The 21,009-nt window shown below is 62.7% G+C and carries 23 protein-coding genes and 1 other RNA gene; 16 read left to right on the forward strand and 8 right to left on the reverse strand.

Features of this window, described 5'->3' with window-relative positions; genetic code table 11:
• The 9 genes from J0I79_RS35165 to J0I79_RS23855 form a co-directional block, all read left to right on the forward strand.
• Positions 1-160: DUF6867 family protein (locus J0I79_RS35165; protein WP_366015104.1), on the forward strand; the 160-nt coding region annotated here is incomplete at its 5' end.
• 137 nt (positions 161-297) lie between these two features.
• Positions 298-1,413 (forward strand): branched-chain amino acid ABC transporter substrate-binding protein, encoded by a 1,116-nt coding sequence (locus tag J0I79_RS23820; protein WP_292864884.1) that lies wholly within the window; start codon positions 298-300, stop codon positions 1,411-1,413.
• 359 nt (positions 1,414-1,772) lie between these two features.
• Positions 1,773-5,231, forward strand: coding sequence for a pyruvate carboxylase (pyc, locus tag J0I79_RS23825; protein WP_292864887.1), 3,459 nt, complete (start codon positions 1,773-1,775; stop codon positions 5,229-5,231).
• A 159-nt stretch (positions 5,232-5,390) separates the two neighbouring features.
• The gene (locus tag J0I79_RS23830; protein ID WP_292864890.1) at positions 5,391-5,651 is read left to right on the forward strand and encodes a DUF2312 domain-containing protein; all 261 of its coding nucleotides are present in this window, start codon (positions 5,391-5,393) and stop codon (positions 5,649-5,651) included.
• 299 nt (positions 5,652-5,950) lie between these two features.
• Entirely contained in the window at positions 5,951-7,072 is a 1,122-nt protein-coding gene (locus J0I79_RS23835) for an ABC transporter substrate-binding protein (protein WP_292864893.1), read from the forward strand.
• Between the two features lie 153 nt (positions 7,073-7,225).
• Complete coding sequence (locus J0I79_RS23840; RefSeq protein ID WP_292864896.1) at positions 7,226-8,212, forward strand: GlxA family transcriptional regulator; 987 nt, start codon at positions 7,226-7,228, stop codon at positions 8,210-8,212.
• Between the two features lie 198 nt (positions 8,213-8,410).
• On the forward strand, positions 8,411-9,628 hold the full coding sequence (locus tag J0I79_RS23845; protein WP_292864899.1) for a mandelate racemase/muconate lactonizing enzyme family protein: 1,218 nt from the start codon (positions 8,411-8,413) through the stop codon (positions 9,626-9,628).
• Between the two features lie 152 nt (positions 9,629-9,780).
• The gene (locus tag J0I79_RS23850; RefSeq protein WP_292864902.1) at positions 9,781-10,221 is read left to right on the forward strand and encodes a hypothetical protein; all 441 of its coding nucleotides are present in this window, start codon (positions 9,781-9,783) and stop codon (positions 10,219-10,221) included.
• A gap of 6 nt (positions 10,222-10,227) precedes the next feature.
• Complete coding sequence (locus tag J0I79_RS23855) at positions 10,228-10,524, forward strand: hypothetical protein (RefSeq protein ID WP_292864905.1); 297 nt, start codon at positions 10,228-10,230, stop codon at positions 10,522-10,524.
• 63 nt (positions 10,525-10,587) lie between these two features.
• On the opposite strand, the gene msrB is transcribed toward J0I79_RS23855, so the two are convergent.
• From msrB to J0I79_RS23875, 4 genes are all read right to left on the reverse strand, one after another.
• A complete protein-coding gene (msrB, locus tag J0I79_RS23860) occupies positions 10,588-10,992 on the reverse strand; it encodes a peptide-methionine (R)-S-oxide reductase MsrB (protein ID WP_137932996.1) in 405 nt (134 codons plus the stop codon).
• Positions 10,993-11,095: 103 nt separating this feature from the next.
• Positions 11,096-12,286: a VWA domain-containing protein gene (locus tag J0I79_RS23865; protein ID WP_292864910.1), complete on the reverse strand. Its 1,191-nt coding sequence runs from the start codon at positions 12,284-12,286 to the stop codon at positions 11,096-11,098.
• 6 nt (positions 12,287-12,292) lie between these two features.
• Positions 12,293-12,739 carry a GNAT family N-acetyltransferase gene (locus tag J0I79_RS23870; protein WP_292864913.1) on the reverse strand — a complete coding sequence of 149 codons (447 nt, stop codon included), beginning with the start codon at positions 12,737-12,739 and terminating at the stop codon, positions 12,293-12,295.
• Positions 12,740-12,782: 43 nt separating this feature from the next.
• Positions 12,783-13,646 carry a LysR family transcriptional regulator gene (locus J0I79_RS23875; protein ID WP_292864916.1) on the reverse strand — a complete coding sequence of 288 codons (864 nt, stop codon included), beginning with the start codon at positions 13,644-13,646 and terminating at the stop codon, positions 12,783-12,785.
• A gap of 144 nt (positions 13,647-13,790) precedes the next feature.
• Here J0I79_RS23875 and J0I79_RS23880 point away from each other — a divergent pair, with 144 nt between their 5' ends.
• Positions 13,791-15,329, forward strand: a complete 1,539-nt coding sequence (locus J0I79_RS23880; protein ID WP_292864919.1) for an MFS transporter — start codon at positions 13,791-13,793, stop codon at positions 15,327-15,329.
• 42 nt (positions 15,330-15,371) lie between these two features.
• Here J0I79_RS23880 and J0I79_RS23885 read toward each other — a convergent pair whose 3' ends face one another.
• On the reverse strand, positions 15,372-16,211 hold the full coding sequence (locus tag J0I79_RS23885) for a MoxR family ATPase (protein WP_292864922.1): 840 nt from the start codon (positions 16,209-16,211) through the stop codon (positions 15,372-15,374).
• A 134-nt stretch (positions 16,212-16,345) separates the two neighbouring features.
• Here J0I79_RS23885 and J0I79_RS23890 point away from each other — a divergent pair, with 134 nt between their 5' ends.
• The 6 genes from J0I79_RS23890 to J0I79_RS23915 all read left to right on the forward strand — a co-directional run bounded on the left by J0I79_RS23890 (position 16,346) and on the right by J0I79_RS23915 (position 19,692).
• Positions 16,346-16,771 (forward strand): DUF4345 domain-containing protein, encoded by a 426-nt coding sequence (locus tag J0I79_RS23890; RefSeq protein ID WP_292864925.1) that lies wholly within the window; start codon positions 16,346-16,348, stop codon positions 16,769-16,771.
• Positions 16,772-16,796: 25 nt separating this feature from the next.
• A non-coding RNA gene (gene ssrS / locus J0I79_RS23895) (6S RNA) lies at positions 16,797-16,952 on the forward strand.
• Between the two features lie 94 nt (positions 16,953-17,046).
• On the forward strand, positions 17,047-17,634 hold the full coding sequence (locus J0I79_RS23900; protein ID WP_292864927.1) for a 5-formyltetrahydrofolate cyclo-ligase: 588 nt from the start codon (positions 17,047-17,049) through the stop codon (positions 17,632-17,634).
• A 76-nt stretch (positions 17,635-17,710) separates the two neighbouring features.
• Entirely contained in the window at positions 17,711-18,535 is an 825-nt protein-coding gene (locus J0I79_RS23905; RefSeq protein WP_292864929.1) for a YmdB family metallophosphoesterase, read from the forward strand.
• Positions 18,536-18,605: 70 nt separating this feature from the next.
• Entirely contained in the window at positions 18,606-19,367 is a 762-nt protein-coding gene (locus J0I79_RS23910; RefSeq protein WP_292864932.1) for a TerC family protein, read from the forward strand.
• Positions 19,368-19,443: 76 nt separating this feature from the next.
• Positions 19,444-19,692, forward strand: coding sequence for a BrnA antitoxin family protein (locus J0I79_RS23915; protein WP_292864935.1), 249 nt, complete (start codon positions 19,444-19,446; stop codon positions 19,690-19,692).
• Between the two features lie 5 nt (positions 19,693-19,697).
• Here the strand turns inward: J0I79_RS23915 and J0I79_RS23920 are convergent, their stop codons facing one another.
• Genes J0I79_RS23920 through J0I79_RS23930 form a run of 3 tightly spaced genes read right to left on the reverse strand, consistent with a single transcriptional unit; the run spans position 19,698 to position 20,996 of the window.
• Positions 19,698-20,165 carry an SRPBCC family protein gene (locus J0I79_RS23920; RefSeq protein WP_292864937.1) on the reverse strand — a complete coding sequence of 156 codons (468 nt, stop codon included), beginning with the start codon at positions 20,163-20,165 and terminating at the stop codon, positions 19,698-19,700.
• 26 nt (positions 20,166-20,191) lie between these two features.
• Positions 20,192-20,554, reverse strand: a complete 363-nt coding sequence (locus J0I79_RS23925; protein WP_292864940.1) for a hypothetical protein — start codon at positions 20,552-20,554, stop codon at positions 20,192-20,194.
• A gap of 49 nt (positions 20,555-20,603) precedes the next feature.
• The gene (locus J0I79_RS23930) at positions 20,604-20,996 is read right to left on the reverse strand and encodes a VOC family protein (protein ID WP_292864943.1); all 393 of its coding nucleotides are present in this window, start codon (positions 20,994-20,996) and stop codon (positions 20,604-20,606) included.
• Between the last annotated feature and the right edge of the window lie 13 nt (positions 20,997-21,009).

The raw sequence follows: 21,009 nt of genomic DNA on the forward strand, positions 1-21,009 counted from the left end.
CGGCACGATGTTCTCGCTGCAATACTATATCGTCGACACCATCGTGCTGATGATACTGGGCTTCGTCGGCTATCAATACACACGAACCAACCAGATGGTTACACAATACAACTGGCTCTATGAAAGAGCTTCCTTATTGAGCTGGAAACCGAAAGGTTGACGTTCATCATTAACGCCGCTTCAGGGATGAATCGGCGTGACAAGTGCCTGAAAATCGGCAAACTATGCTTTCTGCGATAAGGGTGGGCATCGCATGAAAGCTTCATCCACGCCCACTCCGTTAATGGGAGCGTTTACATGAAAAAGTCACTTTTGTCCGCCGTGGCCCTGACCGCGCTCGTCGCGTTCGGCGGCAACGCGTGGGCTGACGTAATGTTCGGCGTTGCCGGCCCGATCACCGGCCCGAACGCAGCCTTCGGCGCACAGCTACAGAAGGGTGCGGAGGCGGCGGTCGCCGAGATCAACGCCAAGGGCGGCATCAACGGCGAGCAGATCAAGCTCGAAGTCGGTGACGACGTCTCCGATCCGAAGCAGGGCATCTCGGTCGCCAACAAGTTCGTCGGCGACGGCGTCAAGTTCGTGGTCGGCCACTTCAATTCGGGCGTCTCGATCCCGGCCTCGGAAGTGTACGCCGAAAACAACATCGTCGAAGTCACGCCCGCCGCGACCAACCCGCAGTTCACCGAACGCGGCCTGTGGAACGTGTTCCGCACCTGCGGACGCGACGACCAGCAGGGCGGCATCGCCGGCGCCTATATCGCCGCGAACTTCAAGGATGCCAAGGTCGCCGTCATCCACGACAAGACCCCTTATGGCCAGGGCCTCGCTGACGAAACCAAGAAGGCAATGAATGCCGCGGGCGTCAAGGAAGTCATGTATGAAGGCGTCAATGTCGGCGACAAGGATTTCTCGGCGCTGATCGCCAAGATGAAGGAAGCCGGCGTCACCCTGATCTACTGGGGCGGCCTGCACACCGAAGCCGGCCTGATCATCCGCCAGTCGGCGGACCAGGGCCTCAAGGCAACGCTGATGTCGGGTGACGGCATCGTGACGGACGAACTGGCCGCGATCGCGGGCGACGCCGTCGCCGGCACGCTCAACACGTTCGGTCCGGATCCGCGCCTGATCCCCGCCAACAAGGAACTCGTCGAGAAGTTCCGCGCGCAGGGTTTTGAGCCGGAAGCCTACACGCTCTACGCCTACGCCGCCGTGCAGGCGATCGCCGAGGCGGCCACCGCCGCCAAGTCGAACGACCCGCAGGCCGTTGCCAAGGCGCTGCATGAAAACGGTCCGTTCCCGACCGTCCTGGGCGATCTCGCCTATGACGCCAAGGGCGACCCGAAGCTGCCGGGCTACATCATGTACGAGTGGAAGAAGAAGGACGACGGAAAGTATTCCTGGTTCCCGAAATAAGCTGCTCGGACAGGTTGACTTAGGAGATGCCCGGCGCCTCGCGCCGGGCATTTTCTTTTATGCGACCTGCTGGCGGAGGCAGGCTCTTCAACAGCGCCTGAACGCACCCGGCAATGCCCTGTTGTCATCGCCGACGGAAAGCCGTTTTGCGCTTGTCCCAGTTGATTTAGCCGCGAAATCATCACGCCGGAAATGACGGCGGCGATGCTTCCCCCCGGCATTTGGCCGGATGCGACCGGGCTTGGCGCAAGGAATCGGTTTCAATCGATTGAATCTTGCGTCAATTCTGTTTGCACTGCAGCATTTTCACGCTAATCATTGCACCGATTTCCCGTCCCTTCCGCTACGGAGCCCAGTCCTTGGCCATCACGAAGATCCTCGTCGCCAACCGGTCAGAAATCGCCATCCGCGTCTTTCGCGCGGCCAACGAACTGGGCCTCAAAACCGTGGCGATCTGGGCCGAGGAAGACAAATATTCGCTGCATCGGTTCAAGGCCGACGAGAGCTACCAGGTGGGGCGCGGTCCGCATCTCGCCAAGGATATGGGACCGATCGAGAGTTATCTGTCGATCGAGGAGGTGATCCGCGTCGCCAGGCTTTCCGGCGCCGACGCCATCCATCCGGGCTATGGCCTCCTGTCCGAGAGCCCCGAATTCGCGGAAGCCTGCGCCCAGGCGGGCATCACCTTCATCGGCCCGAAGCCGGAGACGATGCGCCGGCTCGGCAACAAGGTCGCCGCGCGCAACCTGGCCATAGAGGTCGGGGTGCCGGTGGTGCCGGCCACCGACCCGCTGCCTGATGACATGGAGGCGGTCAAGAAGCTGGCCAAGGAGGTCGGTTATCCCGTCATGCTGAAGGCCTCGTGGGGCGGCGGCGGCCGCGGCATGCGCGCCATCCGTTCCGAGGCCGACCTCGCCCGTGAAGTGATGGAAGGCAAGCGCGAGGCGAAAGCCGCCTTCGGCAAGGACGAGGTCTATCTCGAAAAGCTGATCGAGCGTGCAAGGCATGTCGAGGTGCAGGTGCTTGGCGATATCAATGGCAATGCCGTGCATCTGTTCGAGCGCGACTGTTCGATCCAGCGCCGCAACCAGAAGGTCGTCGAGCGCGCGCCTGCGCCTTATCTCAGCGAGGAGCTGCGCCAGGAGCTGTGCGGCTATGCGCTGAAGATCGCCAACGAGACCAGCTATATCGGCGCCGGTACCGTCGAATTCCTGCAGGACGCCGACACCGGCAAGTTCTATTTCATCGAGGTCAATCCGCGCATCCAGGTCGAGCATACCGTCACCGAGATGGTGACCGGCATCGACATCGTGAAGGCGCAGATCCACATCCTCGACGGCTTTGCCATCGGCACGCCGGAATCGGGCGTGCCGGCGCAGAGAGACATCAGGCTGAACGGCAACGCATTGCAGTGCCGCATCACCACCGAGGATCCCGAGCATAATTTCATCCCGGATTACGGCCGCATCACCGCCTATCGCGGCGCCACCGGCTTCGGTATCCGGCTAGATGGGGGCACCGCCTATTCCGGCGCCGTCATCACCCGCTTCTACGACCCGCTGCTTGAGAAGGTGACGGCCTGGGCGCCGACGCCGGCCGAGACGATCGCCCGCATGAACCGGGCGCTGCGCGAATTCCGCATTCGCGGCGTCGCCACCAACCTGACCTTCCTCGAAGCGATCATCAACCACCCGAGCTTCGCCGACAATTCCTATACGACCAAGTTCATCGACACGACGCCGGAGCTTTTCCAGCAGGTCAAGCGCCAGGACCGCGCCACCAAATTGCTCAACTATCTGGCCGATGTCAGCGTCAACGGCCATCCCGAGACACGCGGCCGGCCGATGCCGAAGGCCGATGCGGCGGCCCCCGTCGTGCCCTATCTCAACGGCAATGTTCCGGCCGGCACCAAGCAGAAGCTCGACGTGCTCGGCCCGGAGAAGTTCGCCGGCTGGATGCGCGAGCAGAAAGAGGTTCTGGTCACCGACACGACGATGCGCGACGGCCACCAGTCGCTGCTGGCGACCCGCGTGCGCACGCATGACATCGCCAACATCGCCGGTACCTACGCGCGGGCCTTGCCGCAGCTTCTGTCGCTGGAATGCTGGGGCGGCGCCACTTTCGACGTCGCCGTGCGCTTCCTCACCGAGGATCCCTGGGAGCGCCTGGCCAAGGTGCGCGAGGCGGCGCCCAACCTTCTCCTGCAGATGCTGCTGCGCGGCGCCAACGGCGTCGGCTACACCAATTATCCCGACAATGTCGTGCAGCACTTCGTGCGCCAGGCGGCGAGCGGCGGTATCGACCTGTTCCGTGTCTTCGACTGCCTGAACTGGGTCGAGAACATGCGCGTCGCCATGGACGCGGTCGGCGCCGAGGGCAAGCTGTGTGAGGCGGCGATGTGCTACACCGGCGACATCCTCGATCCGGAAAGGGCCAAGTACGACCTGAAATATTATGTCGGCCTGGCCGGCGAGCTGGAAGCGGCCGGCGCCCATATCATCGCGGTCAAGGACATGGCCGGCCTCCTGAAGCCATCCGCCGCTCGCGTGCTGTTCAAGGCGCTGCGCGAGGCGACCGACCTGCCGATCCATTTCCACACGCACGATACGTCAGGCCTGTCGGCGGCGACGGTACTGGCGGCGGTGGAGAGCGGCGTCGACGCAATCGACGCGGCGATGGATGCCTTCTCCGGCAATACATCGCAGCCTTGCCTGGGCTCCATTGTCGAGGCGCTGAAGGGCACCGAGCGCGATCCGGGCCTCGACCCGCAATGGATCCGCAAAATCTCCTTCTACTGGGAAGCGGTGCGCAACCAGTACGCGGCCTTCGAAAGCGACCTCAAGGGGCCGGCCTCGGAGGTCTACCTGCACGAAATGCCGGGCGGCCAGTTCACCAACCTCAAGGAGCAGGCGCGCTCGCTTGGGCTGGAGACGCGGTGGCACGAGGTTGCGCAGACCTATCACGACGTGAACCTGATGTTCGGCGACATCGTCAAGGTGACGCCGTCGTCGAAGGTGGTCGGCGACATGGCGCTGATGATGGTGAGCCAGGACCTGACCGTCGGCGATGTCGAGAACCCGTCCCGCGACATCGCCTTTCCGGATTCGGTCGTCTCCATGCTGCGCGGCGATCTCGGCCAGTCGCCCGGCGGGTGGCCCGAGACGCTGCAGAAGAAGGCGCTCAAGGGCGACAAGCCGATCACCGTGCGACCGGGCTCGCTGCTCAAGCCGGCGGACCTCAAGGCCAGCCGCAAGGAGATCGAAGCCAAGCTGGAACGCAAGCTTTCGGAGTACGAATTCGCCTCATGGCTGATGTATCCGAAGGTGTTTTCCGACTTCGCCGCCGCGCAGGAAACCTACGGGCCGGTCAGCGTTCTGCCGACGCCGACCTATTTCTACGGCATGAAGTCCGAGGACGAGATTTTCGTCGACATCGAGAAGGGCAAGACGCTGGTCGTGCGTTGCCTTGCCATCGGCGATGTCGATGAAAAGGGCATGGTCACCGTCTTCTTCGAGCTCAACGGCCAGCCGCGGCGCGTCAAGGTGCCCGACCGGGCGCATGGCGCTTCCGCCGCCAAGGCGCGCCGCAAGGCCGAGCCCGGCAACGAGGCGCATGTCGGCGCGCCGATGCCCGGCGTGGTCTCGGCGCTGTCGGTCGCGGCCGGCCAGGCGGTCAAGGCCGGCGACGTGCTGCTCTCGATCGAGGCCATGAAGATGGAGACGGCGCTGCATGCCGAGCGCGACGGCACGGTCGCCGAGGTGCTGGTCAAGGCCGGCGACCAGATCGACGCAAAGGATCTGCTGATAGCGTTCAATTAGCCGGCGTCCCTGACGTGAAAGGCTGTCGGCTTCTGGCGGCAGCCTTACAAGGCTTTCGATAACAGCTTGACCCGCCGCGCCCGGTCGGGCATCGAACCGCTGAAATTCGCCGACGACCGTCTTACGAGTCGCGGCGCGGGACCAATTTTGGAGAAAAACATGGCCGACGATATCACCGAGACCAGCCAGACTGTTGCCGCCGGCCAGCTGCGCGCCTTCATCGAGCGCATCGAGCGGCTCGAAGAGGAAAAGAAGACCATTTCCGACGACATCAAGGAAGTGTTCGCCGAGGCCAAGGGCACCGGTTTCGACACCAAGGCGATGCGCACCATCATCCGCCTGCGCAAGAAGGACCAGGCCGAGCGCCAGGAAGAGGATGCCATCCTCGACCTGTACATGGCCGCGCTCGGCATGACCTGAGCATCGGACCGATCGTCGAATTGATGGCCGCCCTTTCAGGGCGGCCATTTGCTTTTTGGCGTCCCGGTTGGCGGTACCGGCTATAAGGAAGCTCCGAACCGGGTTGGCAACGGGCCTCCCCCGATCGGCCATCGTGTTCAAGAGTCAACAAAACTTGGCTGAAAGTGCAAAGCCGACGTGGGAAAAAACGCCATGATCGGCGGGTCTCGCTGGCCTTTGTCCCGATAGAAACCTTCAGGGCGCGATGCGCTAAACCGGGCGCGGCCAGCTTTCGGCAACCATGCACTTGGGGAGTTGGCATGAAAATCCGGACAATCTTACAGGCAGCGCTGATCGGGAGCGTGCTAAGCAGCGCTCCAGCTTTCGCGGAGGATCTGACGATCGCCGTCGCCGGTCCCATGACCGGGCCGATCGCGAATATCGGCGATCAGTTCAAGCAGGGTGCGAAGGCGGCGGCCGCCGCGATCAACGAGAAAGGCGGCGTGAACGGCCGCCAGATCAGCCTGTCGATCGAGGACGACGTCTGCGATCCCAAACAGGCCATATCGGTCGCCAACCGTATCTCGGCAGCCGGTATCAAATTCGTCGCCGGTCACGCGTGCTCCGGTTCCAGCATTCCGGCTTCCGCCGTCTATGCCGAAAGCGGCATCCTGATGATGAGCCCGTCGTCTTCCAACCCCGAACTGACCGATGCGGCGGCCAAGAAGGGCTGGAACACCATCATGCGTCTCTACACGCGCGACGACGAGCAGGGCGCTTTCATCGGCCCGTGGATGGCCAGGAAATTCGCCGGCAAGAACGTTGCGATCATGCACGACAAGCAAGCTTATGGACAAGGCGTTGCCGAAGCGGTGCGGGCCAAGATGAACGAGGCGGGCCTCAAGGAAGTGCTCTTCGACGGGCTCAATCCGGGCGAGAAGGACTACAGCGCGCTGCTCACCAAACTCAAGGAATTGAAGGTCGATGTCCTGTACTTCGGCGGCCAGTATCCGGAAGGCGGTCTGATCATGCGCCAGGCAGGCGACATGGGGTATAAATTCCAGCTGATCATGCCGGATTCGATTGCTTCCCCCGAATTCTGGCAGATTGCCGGGCCGGCTGGAGAGGGCACGCTTTTCGCCTTCCCGGCGGATCCCCAGGCCAAGCCTGAGGCGAAGGAAGCCGTCGAGAAGATCAAGGCCGGGGGCTTCGTGCCCGAGGGATACACGCTGTTCGCCTACGCGACCATCCAGGCGATTGCCCAGGGTATCGAGCGTGCCGGCTCCGACGATCCGGGTGCCGTCGCGGCGGCGCTGAAGGACGGCAAGCCGGTCGATACGGTCATCGGACCGATCGTGTTTGACCAGAAAGGCGACATCCAGGATGCCAAATATGACATCAACCAATGGCATGATGGAAAGTACGCGCCGATCACGCCTTGAACCCTGGATCGCGGGATAACCGCTCCGTTCGAGGAATGGACAGGAATACCGAAGAGCCGGCAGTGCCCAGAAGGCCCGCCGGCTCTTTCGCATGAAAAGACGGCATGCGGCGCGGCCTGCTATAGTCGAGCGTCAACAGGAACGAGCAAGCCCGTGCAGCAGAACCGCCCGATCGATTCGGCCAACGAGGCGCCGACGAAGAGCACATGCATCCTGCTGCTGCCCAAATTCACCATGCTGCAGCTGGGTAGCATCGTCGACACGTTGCGGATCGCCAACCGCGTGGCCAAATACGAGGCCTACAGCTGGAAGATCGTTGCCACCACCGATACGGTCCTGTCGTCCACCGGCATAAGCATCGGCGCTGATTTTCTCTTGGGGTCAGTCAAGGCATGCGACTTCGTCATCATTGTCGGCGGGCTTGACGGCCATCTGCATCAGGACCGAAGCGTGCGTGGCTGGCTCCAGCATGTCAGCCATGGCGGTGCCGAGATCGGGGCGGTGTCGGCCGGTGTCTGGGCGCTGGCCAAATCCGGCCTGCTCAACGGCAAGCGTTGCGCCATTCACTGGGACGATGCGCCGTCGTTCGCCGAAATGTTCCCCGATGTGATGGTGACCAAGGACATATTCGTCAGGGACGGGAGGCTCTACACCTGTGCCGGCGGCATCGCCGCGATCGACATGATGTTGCAGATCATCGGCGACAAGCATGGGTCGGTGTTTGCCGCCGACGTCGCCGACCTCCTGGTCTATTCGCGCCGCCGCCCGTCAAGCGCGGTGCAACGCCGGGTCGAGGTGGAAGACCCGATATCGACCGAGACCGTCAGGCGGGCCGTCGCGCTCATGGAAGGTCATATCGAGACGCTGATCACGGTGGAGGCGATCGCCAAGCGCATCGGCATTTCACGCCGCAAGCTCGAGCGGCAGTTCGTCTCCTCGCTCGGCGCCACTCCAAAGCAGTATTACGTGACGATGCGGATGCGCCGCGCCCGCAAGCTGCTGCTGGAGACGAAGCTTGCGGTGACGGAGATTTCCTTTCGTTGCGGCTACATGTCGACGTCGCAATTCTCCAATGAGTTCAAGGCGATCTACGAACTGTCTCCGCTCCGTTACCGTCGGGAAAACTCGCTGCTGCCGTAAGCGGCGCCTGGGTTCGCCACGCTCCGTGGAAGCCGCCGCATTTTCCACAAACCTTGGCGTAAGCCGAAAAGAGCGGGTGTCGTCACGCCTGCATAGTGCCGTCGGGTATCGCGCGCCTCGTCACGCGGCGCATCCAAAGCGTGCGACGGCTTGGTCTCTCGCGGACGTGCTGCCGACGAAGCACTGGAGAAGACGGACATGAAGATCACCGACGTCAAGACCTGGGTTGTCGGCAACCCGCCGCCCGGCATCGGCGGCAAGTATTTCATCTTCGTCAAGTTGACCACCGATGGCGGCGTGGTGGGCTATGGCGAAGCTTACAACGCCACCTTCTCGGCCCATGTCACGGCAAGGCTGATCGAGGACATGGCCGAGCGTTATCTGGTCGGCCGCGACCCGCACGACATCGAGAACTTCTTCCGCCGCGTCTATTCCTCCGGCTTCACACAGCGCCCCGACGTGACCGGCATGGGCTGTTTCTCGGCGCTGGAAATGGCCTGCTGGGACATCATCGGCAAGGAGGCGGACAAGCCGGTCTACAAGCTGCTCGGCGGCCAGGTGCACGAGACGCTGCGCTCCTACACCTATCTCTATCCCAGCACCGGATCGGTCCATACCGACGCCGGCGAAAGCAAGGGACGCAACGCCTTCAACGACCCCGACATGGCCGCCGCCGAAGCGCTGGACTGCGTCGCGCAGGGTTTCAACGCCGTCAAGCTCGACCCTGCCGGCCCCTACACCGCTTTCGACGGCCACCAGCCGCGCCTTGCCGATATCGATCTGTCGGTCCGCATGGTCAAGGCGATCCGCGAGGCGGTCGGCACCCGCGCCGATATCCTGTTCGGCACGCACGGCCAGTTCACCGCTTCGGGCGCGCTGCGCATGGCGCGCGCCATCGAACCCTATGATCCCCTGTGGTTCGAGGAGCCGGTGCCGCCCGATATGCCGGAGGTGATGGCGCAGGTAGCCCGCGGCACCTCGATCCCGATCGCCACCGGCGAGCGGCTGACGACCAAGTCGGAATTCGCCCGCGTCATCGAGAACCGTGCCGCGACCATCCTGCAGCCTAATGTCGGCCGCTCCGGAGGCATTCTGGAGACCAAGAAGATCGCCGCCATGGCCGAGGCCTATCATATCCAGGTCGCGCCGCATTGCTATTGCGGGCCGATCGTCGGCGCGGCGAACATCCAGCTGGCGGTGACCCTGCCCAACTTCCTGATCCTGGAATCGCTGAAGCAGTGGGACGGCTTCCATGCCACGCTGCTCAAGAAGAAGATCGAATGGCAGGACGGCGACGTCATCCCATCGAAGGAGCCGGGCCTCGGCGTCGAGCTCAACGAAGACGTCTGCGATGCCCACCCCTATACGGGCAAGGACCTTCACCTCGAAATGAGGCAGGTGCCGCTGAGGACCTGACTGGACGTCTCCACGATCCCGATCTCCGGTGTCTCGAAGATGCATGGCGGCACCAAGCCGAATTGAGCCTGACCGTAAAATCGGATAGGCGATACGAAGACGATTATCCGTCCGCGTCAGGCGGACGCTGGAGCTTCGGTGGGCCGCCGACCATGAGTGAGTTCGACTTCGGCGGCCGTCGCGCCTCGGAATTCCGCCATCGCGGTTTCTGGTCGCTGTTCGCTGAGCGGCATCCCGAGGAAAGAGCCAGGCTGGCGCGGCGCGGGCCCTGGTTCTGGCAGCGCGGGCTGCCCGACTTCGCGCTGGTCATCTCCATGTATGTCGCGCCGGCGCAGAACCATGTCGGCGTCTTCTTCGGCCGCAACGAGAAATTCGGCGCCACGGACAGCTGGTCGCGGCTGAAGCCGTTTCAGCCGGCGATAGAAGACAGACTCAAGCTCAGGCCGGAACAGAGCTGCGAAGGCCTCGGCATCAATTCGATGTGGCGGGTCAACTGCTATGCCGAAGACAACTGGCCGGCGATGACAGACTGGCTGGTGACGGAGTGCTCACGCGTCGAGCGCGCCGTCACCGACGTGCTCGGGCAGAGCTGACATCCGATGGTCGCGGACTTTTTCCGTTCGCGCTGGCTTGGCCTGACGCCGATCGACCGGCTGTTCTGGCGCGACATGATGCTTGTCGCCACAGTGATCAGCATCGCCTCGTCCGCGGTGGCGTTGATCCTGCTTGGACTGAAGATGCCGCTTGGCCTCGTGCTGGCCGTGCATTTCTCCCCTGTACCTTACAATCTGTTCCTGACCCTGTCCGTCTGGCGGACCGTAGGGACATCAGGCGCCAAGGCGTCGCTGATGATGCTGGGCTCAGCCCTCTGGCTTATCGCCACACTGGTGATCTGAACGGGGCGCACGAAAAAGGGCGGCCGGGGCCGCCCTTCCTATGAATCTGATCGGGAGCGTTCGTCAGGCCGCCGGCTCGAATTTCAGCGCCACGCCGTTGATGCAGTAGCGCAGGCCGGTCGGCGGCGGGCCGTCCTCGAAGACATGGCCGAGATGGCTGCCGCAGCGCGAGCAATGGCATTCGGTGCGGACCATACCGTAGCTGCGGTCGACGGTGGTGTCGATCGAGCCTGGAACGGGATCGTTGAAGCTCGGCCAGCCGGTGCCGCTCTCGAACTTGAGCTTGGATTCGAACAACGGCTGGTCGCAGCCGACGCAGAAGAAGGTACCGGCGCGCTTCTCGTAGAGCAGGGCGCAGCTTCCCGGACGCTCGGTGCCGTGATTGCGCATGACGGCATACTGCTCCGGCGTCAGCCGGGCGCGCCATTCGGCATCGGTGCGGGTTACGGGGTAGGTGTGGGTGTCCATCTGATCTCCTCAGCCTTGGCGGCTCGTTCTTGGTTGCAAACTATATTCGCACCAACATAGGCATTTGTTACCGGGTTTGCCCAGCGGCTCGCCCCCCGCAAGATCAATGTTTCCTCGAAAGCTGCCTGGTCGCGGCTTCCAGTCCGGCGAGTGTCATCGGGAACATGCGTCCGCCGAAGATGTCGCGGATCATGGTGATGGAATGGGTGTAGCCCCAGTTCTTCTCGCTCTCCGGATTCAGCCACACCGCGTTCGGCCATTGCTGCAAAAGGCGGCCGAGCCAGACCGCGCCGGCCTCCGGATTCCAGTGCTCGACCGAGCCGCCGGGATGGGCGATCTCGTAGGGGCTCATCGAGGCATCGCCGACGACGATGACCTTGTAGTCGGGGCCGTATTTGTGGAGCAGGTCGAAGGTCGGGATCACCTCGGCATGACGGCGGCGGTTGTCCTTCCACACGCCCTCGTACAGGCAGTTGTGGAAGTAGAAATATTCGAGCTGGCGGAATTCCGCGCGTGCCGCCGAGAACAGCTCCTCGACGCTCTTGATATGGTCGTCCATCGAGCCGCCGACATCGAAGAACATCAAGAGCTTCACAGCATTGCGCCGCTCGGGCCGCGTCTGTACGTCGAGATAGCCGTGCTCGGCGGTGGCATGGATGGTGCCGGGCAAGTCGAATTCTTCCTCGGCGCCCTCGCGCACCCAGCGGCGCAGCCGCTTCAGCGCGATCTTGATGTTGCGGGTGCCGAGCTCGACCGCATCGTCGAAATTCCGGAACTCGCGCTTGTCCCATACCTTGAGCGCGCGGCGGTTGCGGCTTTCATGCTGGCCGATGCGAACGCCTTCGGGATTATAGCCATAGGCGCCGAAGGGTGAGGTGCCGCCGGTGCCGATCCATTTCGATCCGCCCTGGTGGCGGCCTTTCTGCTCTTCCAGCCGCTGCTTCAGCGTCTCCATCAGTTTCTCGAAGCCGCCCAATGCTTCGACAAGTTTTTTCTCTTCGTCGGTCAGGTGCTTTTCGGCGAGCCGGCGCAACCATTCCTCGGGAATGTCGGCGACGTTGACGGCATCCGCTCCGCCCAGCGCCTCGATGCCCTTGAAGACATGCGCGAACACCTGGTCGAAGCGGTCGATGTGGCGCTCATCCTTCACCAGCGCCGCGCGGGCGAGGTAGTAAAAACCCTCGACGTCGTAGTCGACGAGGCCGGCCTCCAGCCCTTCCAGCAGCGACAGATATTCCCGCAGCGAAACGGGAACGCGCGCTGCCTTCAGTTCGAGGAAGAAAGGGATGAACATGGCCTGTTATAGCAGATCATACTCGATGAAGCCCGTGCGGCGGGCGACATGATCATAGAGCCGGCGCGCGGTGGCGTTGGTTTCGTGCGTCATCCAGTAGACGTTCTTGACGCCGATCTTGCCCGCCTCGTCCTTGACCGCCTTGATCAGCGCGGCGCCGATGCCCTTGCCGCGCACCTGCGGGTCGGCGAACAGGTCCTGTAGGTAGCAGTTGTTCTTCTCCGACCAGCCGGAACGGTGGTAGAGATAATGGGTAAGGCCGACGGCCTTGCCGTCGAGCGTGGCGATGAAGCCTTTGGGTTCGAACTCGCCAGGCGTGAACAGCCGCTTCCAGGTGACTTCGTAGACCTCCTCCGGCAGCTTGGTTTCGTAGAACGTCAGATAGTCCGTCCACAGGCGCCGCCAGTCGGCATGGTCGGATTGCGCGAGCGGGCGGACGGTGACTTCGGTCATTTCATTTCCCTCTGAGGTCTGGAGTGCGGCAGGATAGGAGTTCCTAAGCTGCCGGGAGATTATATTCGCGAAAAGCGGTCGTAAGCATATGGAGCCCCTCTCGCGCCTTGGGCGCCAGGGCATGCGCATGCAAAATGATTTCGGACGGAGGAATGGGCGGCAGGCCGAGTTTGCGGCCGACCTCGACAAGGCCCGGGGGCACGACGCGATAGGCGAGGGCGGACACGGCGAAGCCGGCCGATACCGCGATGTTGACGGCCGCGCCGCCGCCGCCGACAAAGGCCTCGCTCCAGGCGATGCCGGCCCGGTCCAGCGCGTCGATCGCTCTCACGCGATCGGGGCAATTGCATACCGTGCTCAGGAGAGCGAGCCGCAACGGTGTTTCGGGCCGCCATTCGAAGGCGGGTGCGGCGAACCAGCCATAGTGGGTGCGCGACAAGGCTTCGCCCCGGCGGCCGCCATCTTCCTGATGCACGATGACAGCATCGAGTTCGCCGCGATCGAAGGCCTCTTCCAACTGGGAACTGGTGTCGATCCTGACGTTGAGCGACAGCGAGGGATCGTGGGCGTGAAGCTGGGCGATCAGTGTCGACAGCTCCGGCCCCGCGACATGGTCGACAAAGCCGAGCGCAAGCCGGCATGACGCCGCCGAGAATTCCGTCAGCGCACGCTCGTGGGAGGCCAGGAATTCGCGCGCCGCGGGAAGGAAGACGGCGCCCTTCGCCGACAGGGCGACGCGGCGTGGCGTGCGTTCGATCAAACGCGCTCCGAGCTTTTCCTCGAGCCGCCGCAGCTTGACGCTGATCGTCGCCTGGGTGCTGCCGAGCGCCGCGGCGGCACGGGTGAAGCTCTGCAGGTCGGCCACCATCACGAAGGTGCGAACGGCATCGACATCAAGGCTGGTCATCTACAGCTTTCCATTGGCAACATGCCAATTTGTCATTTCTGATATAGCCAACCATAGCCTTTTTTCATGGTCAAGTCTCTTATATTTCAGCCGGATCGCGGTTTGAAGAGCGCCGCCGCCCCGGTTCGATGGAGAGAGATCGATATGCCAGTTCAACGAAACACCATTGCGCTGACCGGCGTTTGCCTGGCGTCGCTGCTGTTCGGGCTCGAAATCTCCAGCGTGCCGGTGATCCTGCCGAAACTCGAAAGCGTGCTTGCCGCCGACTTTAAGGATCTGCAGTGGATCATGAATGCCTACACCATTGCCTGCACGACGGTGCTGATGGCGACGGGGACGTTGGCCGATCGTTTCGGCCGCAAAACCGTGATGGTGATCACCACCGTCGCCTTCGGTATCGCTTCCCTGCTGTGCGGCCTGGCAACGAGTGCGCCAATGCTGATTGCCGCACGTTTTGTGCAAGGTCTTGCTGGCGGCGCGATGCTGACCTGCAGTGTTGCAGTGCTGTCGCACCAGTTCCAGGACGGCCGCGAACGCGGCAAGGCCTTCGTCGCCTGGAGCGTCGTCGCCGGCATTGGACTGGGCTTCGGTCCGGCCATCGGTGGATTGATCGTGTCGCTGTCGAATTGGCAGTGGGTGTTCCTTATCCATGTGCCGCTGGCGATCCTGGCGCTTGCCTTCATCGGCGCCGGTGTCACCCAATCGCGCGATCACAACGCCCAAAAGCTTGATTGGGCGGGCATGCTGACGCTCTCGGCAGCTGTGTTCGGCTTCTCATACCTGATCACGCAAGGTGCGGATCTGGAGGGCAGCGCCCGTATCGGCGCAATTGTCGCCTCGGTGGCTGCCTTTATCGCTTTCCTAGTCGCCGAGAGGGTCAATCCCTATCCGATGTTCGATTTCTCGGTCTTCCGCATCCGCCAGTTTTCGGGTGCGATCATGGGCGCCATCGGCATGAATTTCAGCTACTGGCCGTTCATCATCTACCTGCCGATCTATTATTCCGGCGTGCTCGGCTATGACAGCACGACGACCGGCCTGCTGCTGCTCGTCTACACACTGCCCTTCATGGTGATGCCGCCGATCGCCGAGCGTATTCGCGCCCGCTATCAGGCGCGGATCGCCATTCCGCTCGGCCTGCTGACATTGGGCATAGGCTTCATCGCCATGTGGATTGGCTCCAGGCTCGAAGCAGCCAGCTGGCTGACCATGCTGCCCGGCACGCTGATCGCCGGCATCGGCATCGGCCTCACCAATTCGCCGACCACCAACACCACGACCGGCGCGGTGTCGCCGGATCGCGCCGGCATGGCGTCCGGCATCGATATCAGCGCGCGGCTGATCACGCTCGCCATCAACATCGCCGTGCTCGGCCTATTGCTGACGCAGGGGATCGTCTCTTATGTAGGCAACGCATTCGGCACGGCTTTGAGCCCGGGCGCAGTGCGCGCGCTGGCGGAAAGGATCGCCACCGGAAATCTCCACAACCTTGTACAAGGGACACCGGAGCTCGCAACCCTCGACCCGACAGGCGCCATCGTGCACGCCGCTCTGGTCAATGGTTTCGGTTGGGTCATGCTCTATTGCGGGATCGGCGTTCTTGCCCTGTCGGTCATCGGCTTTGTCATCTTTGGGCCGAAGCGTGTCGCGCCACAGGATGCGGGGTTTGCTGCCGCCGAGTGAGCGGCGGCAGCCCGCTGATGGCGGTCAACCGGCGGCGGATCCTTACCCCTGTCGCCTGGCCATGAAGGCCAGGCGTTCGAACAGATGCACGTCCTGCTCGTTCTTGAGCAGGGCACCATGCAGCTTTGGCAGCGCGTTCTTCGGGTCGGCGCGCAGGTCTTCTGGCGCAACATCATCGGCGACCAGCAGGCGAATCCAGTCGAGCGCTTCCGAGGTCGACGGCTTCTTCTTCAGGCCGGGCACCTCGCGGATCTCGTAGAACTGGGTGAGTGCCGCCCGCACCAGGTTCTGCTTGATGCCGGGATAGTGGACGTCGACGATCCTGTGCAGCGTGTCGACATCGGGAAAGCGGATGTAGTGGAAGAAGCAGCGCCGCAGGAAGGCGTCCGGCAGCTCCTTCTCGTTGTTGGAGGTGATGATGACGATGGGACGGACCGCGGCGCGGATCGTCTCGCCGGTCTCGTAGACGAAGAACTCCATTCGATCGAGTTCCTGCAGCAGGTCGTTGGGGAACTCGATGTCGGCCTTGTCGATCTCGTCGATCAGCAGCACCACCTTCTTGCCCGCCGCGAACGCTTCCCAGAGCTTGCCGCGCTTGATGTAGTTCCTGATGTCGTTGAAGCGCTCATCCCCCAATTGGCTGTCGCGCAGCCGCGAGACGGCGTCATATTCGTATAAGCCCTGCTGTGCCCGCGTCGTCGATTTGACATGCCATTCGATAAGGTCGAGGCCAAGCGCCGCCGCCACCTGCCGGGCAAGCTCCGTCTTGCCGGTGCCGGGCTCGCCCTTGACCAGCAAGGGCCGCTCCAGCGCGATCGCCGCGTTGACCGCAACCATCAGATCCTTGTCGGCGACATAGGCCGCCGTGCCTTCAAAACGCATCTCTGCTCCTCGGTTCGTTCCCCCCGACCGTAAGGAGACGATCTGGCCCGCGCAAGGCGACACGGCGAAGCGGGTGTGAAACCCCGCCGCGAAATCCCCGTTTCTACGTCAGATTCAGCCAAGGGGCGATGACGTTGAAGGAAAGGACTTTTGGCAAGACGGGCCTGCAGCTGGTCGTTGCGGTCCTGGCGGCAACCCCAGTGCTGGTCGGCCTTGAAGGGATTTTGTCGGGTCCAGAATTCCTCAATGTCGCGGCACCCTGGCCGGTCGACCTCGACAGCCACTTCCGCTTCCTGTCCGGCTTCTTCCTCGCCGTCGGCATCGCCTGGTACAGCTGCATTCCACATATCGAGACAAAGACAGAGCGGTTTCGCCTGCTTGCGGCCTGCACCTTTGCCGGCGGGCTGGCGCGGCTGTTCTCCCTGCTCACGACGGGCGAGCCTTCGGCGGGTCACATGGCTGGGCTTTGCGTCGAACTGTTCGCGGTGCCGGCTCTCGTCTGGTGGCAGGCGTGCGTCGCGAATAAAGCCGCGGAGACTGCGCGTGCATCTGGTCTATAGCTGGCAACAAGCCTATATTGGCGGGGACGGTCTGCGCTTCCCGGCAGGAGACACTTTTCCCCGGGGCCTTAACGATCCTTAGGGAGCTGTCCCTGGGAAGACCCGTGGGTTTTCTCACACGGCGCCCACCTACTTTGTAGGCACCCGGGATCGACCTCTCCACCGGTTGTGTGGATCGTCACTCCTGCCTTCACCTGTGCATTACGGTGGAGGATACGGTAGAAAAGGTCGTTCCTGAAACGCCATGCAAAGCTGAGTTTTTCTACCGTCTGGGCATGACATCTCTCAAAGACCTGAAAAAGCAGCTGCGGCTCGAGGCGCTCGGGCGCCGCGACGCGCTCGATACCGGCTGGCGCATCGAGGCTTCGCTGCGCATGGCGGAAATCGGTGCAAACGCGATCGATTTCGAGCCCGGCACGATCGTTTCCGGCTTCCTGCCGATACGTTCGGAAGCCGATACGAGGCCGCTGATATCGGCGCTGCGCGACCGGGGCGCGAAGCTCTGCCTGCCGATCGTGCTCGATCGCGAAACCATCATCTTCCGCGAATTGCTGCGCGGCGCGGCGATGGTCGATACGGGTTTCGGCACATCTGGACCAGGGCCGGAAGCGCCTGTCGTCGATCCTGAGCTGATGCTGGTGCCGCTGGCCGCCTTCGACCCGCGCGGACATCGACTGGGCTACGGCGCCGGGCACTACGACCGGGCGATCGCGCGCCTGCATGCGGCGGGCCGCCGGCCGCGCCTGATTGGCATCGCCTTCGATTGCCAGGAAGTGGCGCGGGTTCCCGATGAGGACCATGATGTCGTCATCCCGGAAATACTGACCGAGAGCGGGTTGCGTCGCTTCGCGCCGCAATTGTAGATAAGTACAATGGACGCATGATCCTTTCGCAGACGTCATGCAGCTTTTGCTTCGCTGACATCAGGTGCGGGATCTAATGAGACTTCTTTTCCTCGGAGACATGGTTGGAAAGACGGGCCGCACTGCAGTCTGGGAACAACTGCCCGGCCTGATCTCCGATTTCAAACTCGACTTCGTCGTCGTCAATGGCGAGAATGCCGCTGGCGGTTTCGGCATCACCGAAGAGATTTTCCGCGAGACGATCGCCGCCGGAGCCGATGTGGTGACGACTGGCAACCATGTCTGGGACCAGCGCGACGCGCTTGCCTTCGCGCCGCGCGAACAGCGCTTCCTGCGTCCTTCCAATTTTCCCAAGGGCACGCCCGGGCGCGGTTCGGGCGTCTACATCGCCAAGAACGGCGCGCGGGTGCTGGTCGCCAACATCATGGGCCGCGTCTTCATGCATCCGGAGCTCGACGATCCGTTCCAGGCCGGCGAGCGTGAGCTCGCGGCTTGTCCGCTCGGCGAGCAGGCCGACGCTGTGGTCATCGACTTCCATGCCGAGGCGACGTCGGAAAAGATGTGCTTCGCTCATTTCGTCGACGGCCGCGCCAGCCTCGTCGTCGGCACGCACACGCACCAGCCGACCGCCGACCACCAGATCCTCAATGGCGGCACCGGCTACCTGTCCGACGCGGGCATGTGCGGCGACTATGATTCCTCGCTCGGCATGGACAAGGAGGAACCGCTCAACCGGTTCCTGTCGAAAGTGCCGAAGGGGCGTTTCGAGGCAGCGACCGGACCGGCGACATTGTGCGGCGTCGGCGTCGATATTTCGGACCGGACGGGATTGACCGAGAAAATCGCGCCGTTTCGTCGCGGGCCAAGGCTTGAAGAAACAACTCCATCCTTTTGGTCGTGACATTGATATGCAGAGGTATAGTACCTAACTGGCGTCGAAACTGCTCTAGATCGTAGAGGGGACGACCTCCATGCAGCTCGTTGAGTTCTTGGCGCCGCATTTTCAATTCGTGTCCGATCCAACCGCCTGGATCGCGTTGCTGACGCTGGTGGTGCTGGAGGTCGTGCTCGGCATCGACAATCTTATCTTCATCTCGATCCTGACCAACAAGCTGCCCGAGGAGCAGCGGGCCCGCGCCCGGCGCCTCGGCATTTCGGCGGCGCTGATCATGCGGCTGGTGCTGCTTGCCACCATCTCGATCATCGTCCAGTTGACGACGCCGGTGTTCACCGCCTTCGGCCATGGTTTTTCCTGGCGCGACCTGATCCTGATCGCCGGCGGCCTGTTCCTGGTCTGGAAGGCGACCAAGGAAATCCATCACACGGTCGATCCACAGGACCATCAGGACACGATGGTGGGCGGAACGCTGCAGATGAGCCTGGCCGGCGCGATCTTCCAGATCCTGTTGCTCGACCTCGTCTTCTCGGTCGATTCCATCATCACAGCCGTCGGCATGACCGACGAGATCGCCATCATGTATATCGCGGTGATCGCGGCCGTGACGGTGATGATGCTGGCCGCCGGTCCGCTCGCCAACTTCATCGCCAAGAACCCGAGCATCGTCATGCTGGCGCTGGGCTTCCTGCTGATGATCGGCATGACGCTGATCGCCGACGGCATGGGCTATCACGTGCCCAAGGGCTACATCTACGCGGCGATGGGCTTCTCGGCCCTGGTCGAAGGACTGAACATGCTGGCCCGGCGCCGTAGGAAATCCGGCGACGGGCATTGAGGCAGGCTGATCGAGTTGGTGCCCGACGGGCGACGCTATAAGCAGGAAGGATCTTAGCCGGGATCAGCGCGACCAATTGGCAAAGCTGGCGGAATTGCCCGACAGCGAGATTGACACGTCCGATATCCCGGAAGCCCCCGCAGAGAATTGGATTCATGCTCGTCGCGGGCATCTTTACCGGCCGCTCAAGCAGCCTGTGACCATCCGGCTCGATGCCGATGTGCTTTCCTGGTTCAAGGAGCACGTTGGACGCGGCGGTTATCAAACCGAAATCAATCGCGTGCTTCGCCATCACGTGATCGAACAGGAAAAACGCCGGAGCTGAGCTGATTAGCGCCCCGGCACGCCCTTCGGGTGACGGTCGCCGATCAGGCCCAGCGTCAGGCCCTGTTCCAGCCAGGCCTTGGCGCCGGCTAGGACGAGGGTGAAGCCGCCGGTCGAGCCGACCGCTTCGTTCACTTGCTCATCGCCGTTGCCGGCAAAGCCGAAATTGCGGACTTCGAGGAAGGTCGCATCGCCAGGCATAGGCGTGAAGGTCCACACGACAGTCGTCGGCGGGTCGCTCCACTGCATGACGATCTTCTCGTTGGGAATGATCTCGTCCACGCGGACCTTGGTCGAGACGCCGTACATCCGCCATTCCCAGCGAACCTCCTTGCCGCCATCCAGCCGGCCATTGGCATGGGTGAACCAGAACTTCGTGGTGATGGCCGGATCGACGATGGCCTCGAACACTTCGGCTACAGGCCTGCGGATGAGCATTCCGGCTTCGGCGGTCGGCATTTCCAGGATTTCCATGGCGGGTTCCTTTCTGGCCGCGGCGCTCACCAGGCGTCGGGCTCGCGCAGCATGTGGACGATGCTGGCCGGATTGGTGATCCAGCCGCCGCGGAAGCCCTCACCCAAAGGCTCGACGGCGTCGCAACGCACGACGCCGGCGCCGGCGAGATGCGTGGCGGCTTTGGAGAAGTCATTGGTGAAGAGTTCCAGCCAGACTTCGGCCTGGGTCATCATAGGCGCTTCGTCGATCCAGAGCCTGTTGGGGCCAAGTTCGAAACCGATGGCCGGCGCCTTGGCGGTGAAGGGTTTGAGGCCGACGACGTCGCTATAGAAAGCGATCGTGGCCTCGTACTGGTGCGGCGGCACCTTCATGGCAATGTTGATTCCGCCGGTGATCTTCGCGGTCATTAGAGGCTCCAGAATTCTGTTGCGGATTAAGTCTTCGTCGGTGCCCGGCTCAGGGCAGGTTGACCTGCCAGGAGACGCCGAAGCGGTCGTTGAGCCAGGCGAAGCGCTGGCTGAAGCCGTAATTGGCAGGCGGCATCAGGAAGTTTCCGTCCTTGGCCAGGACTTCGACAATGGCGTCGAGTTCGGCCTCGGTGGAGCAATCCACGTAGAGCGAGGCCGCCGGCGTGAAGGTGAAGGCGTGATGCACCGGGCTGTTGAAGAGCATCACCTCAAGACCGCAGACAGATATCCGCGCCAGTTTGAGCGTTCCCTGCGGGCTGTCTTCGCCGGCGCCATAGCGGGTGACGTCAAGGACGCTGCTGCCGGGAATGGTCTGGCAATAGAGGGTCATCGCCTCCTCGGCCCGGCCCTCGAACATCAGGAACGGCGTTACTCTCTTCATCGTGGGCCTCCAT

This window comes from Mesorhizobium sp. (assembly GCF_017306585.1).
Classification (GTDB): domain Bacteria; phylum Pseudomonadota; class Alphaproteobacteria; order Rhizobiales; family Rhizobiaceae; genus Mesorhizobium.

Excerpts from the sequence above, each read along its gene's own strand:
- J0I79_RS23870 (WP_292864913.1), bottom strand. The coding sequence starts at position 12,739 with ATGACCGAAGTCACCGTCCGCCCGCTCGCGCAATCCGACCATGCCGAC.
- msrB (WP_137932996.1), bottom strand. The coding sequence starts at position 10,992 with ATGGACACCCACACCTACCCCGTAACCCGCACCGATGCCGAATGGCGC.
- J0I79_RS23835 (WP_292864893.1), top strand. The coding sequence starts at position 5,951 with ATGAAAATCCGGACAATCTTACAGGCAGCGCTGATCGGGAGCGTGCTA.
- J0I79_RS23830 (WP_292864890.1), top strand. The coding sequence starts at position 5,391 with ATGGCCGACGATATCACCGAGACCAGCCAGACTGTTGCCGCCGGCCAG.
- J0I79_RS23820 (WP_292864884.1), top strand. The coding sequence starts at position 298 with ATGAAAAAGTCACTTTTGTCCGCCGTGGCCCTGACCGCGCTCGTCGCG.
- J0I79_RS23900 (WP_292864927.1), top strand. The coding sequence starts at position 17,047 with ATGACATCTCTCAAAGACCTGAAAAAGCAGCTGCGGCTCGAGGCGCTC.
- J0I79_RS23880 (WP_292864919.1), top strand. The coding sequence starts at position 13,791 with ATGCCAGTTCAACGAAACACCATTGCGCTGACCGGCGTTTGCCTGGCG.
- J0I79_RS23855 (WP_292864905.1), top strand. The coding sequence starts at position 10,228 with ATGGTCGCGGACTTTTTCCGTTCGCGCTGGCTTGGCCTGACGCCGATC.
- J0I79_RS23885 (WP_292864922.1), bottom strand. The coding sequence starts at position 16,211 with ATGCGTTTTGAAGGCACGGCGGCCTATGTCGCCGACAAGGATCTGATG.
- J0I79_RS23865 (WP_292864910.1), bottom strand. The coding sequence starts at position 12,286 with ATGTTCATCCCTTTCTTCCTCGAACTGAAGGCAGCGCGCGTTCCCGTT.
- J0I79_RS23850 (WP_292864902.1), top strand. The coding sequence starts at position 9,781 with ATGAGTGAGTTCGACTTCGGCGGCCGTCGCGCCTCGGAATTCCGCCAT.
- J0I79_RS23845 (WP_292864899.1), top strand. The coding sequence starts at position 8,411 with ATGAAGATCACCGACGTCAAGACCTGGGTTGTCGGCAACCCGCCGCCC.
- J0I79_RS23875 (WP_292864916.1), bottom strand. The coding sequence starts at position 13,646 with ATGACCAGCCTTGATGTCGATGCCGTTCGCACCTTCGTGATGGTGGCC.
- J0I79_RS23920 (WP_292864937.1), bottom strand. The coding sequence starts at position 20,165 with ATGGAAATCCTGGAAATGCCGACCGCCGAAGCCGGAATGCTCATCCGC.
- J0I79_RS23910 (WP_292864932.1), top strand. The coding sequence starts at position 18,606 with ATGCAGCTCGTTGAGTTCTTGGCGCCGCATTTTCAATTCGTGTCCGAT.
- J0I79_RS23905 (WP_292864929.1), top strand. The coding sequence starts at position 17,711 with ATGAGACTTCTTTTCCTCGGAGACATGGTTGGAAAGACGGGCCGCACT.
- J0I79_RS23930 (WP_292864943.1), bottom strand. The coding sequence starts at position 20,996 with ATGAAGAGAGTAACGCCGTTCCTGATGTTCGAGGGCCGGGCCGAGGAG.
- J0I79_RS23925 (WP_292864940.1), bottom strand. The coding sequence starts at position 20,554 with ATGACCGCGAAGATCACCGGCGGAATCAACATTGCCATGAAGGTGCCG.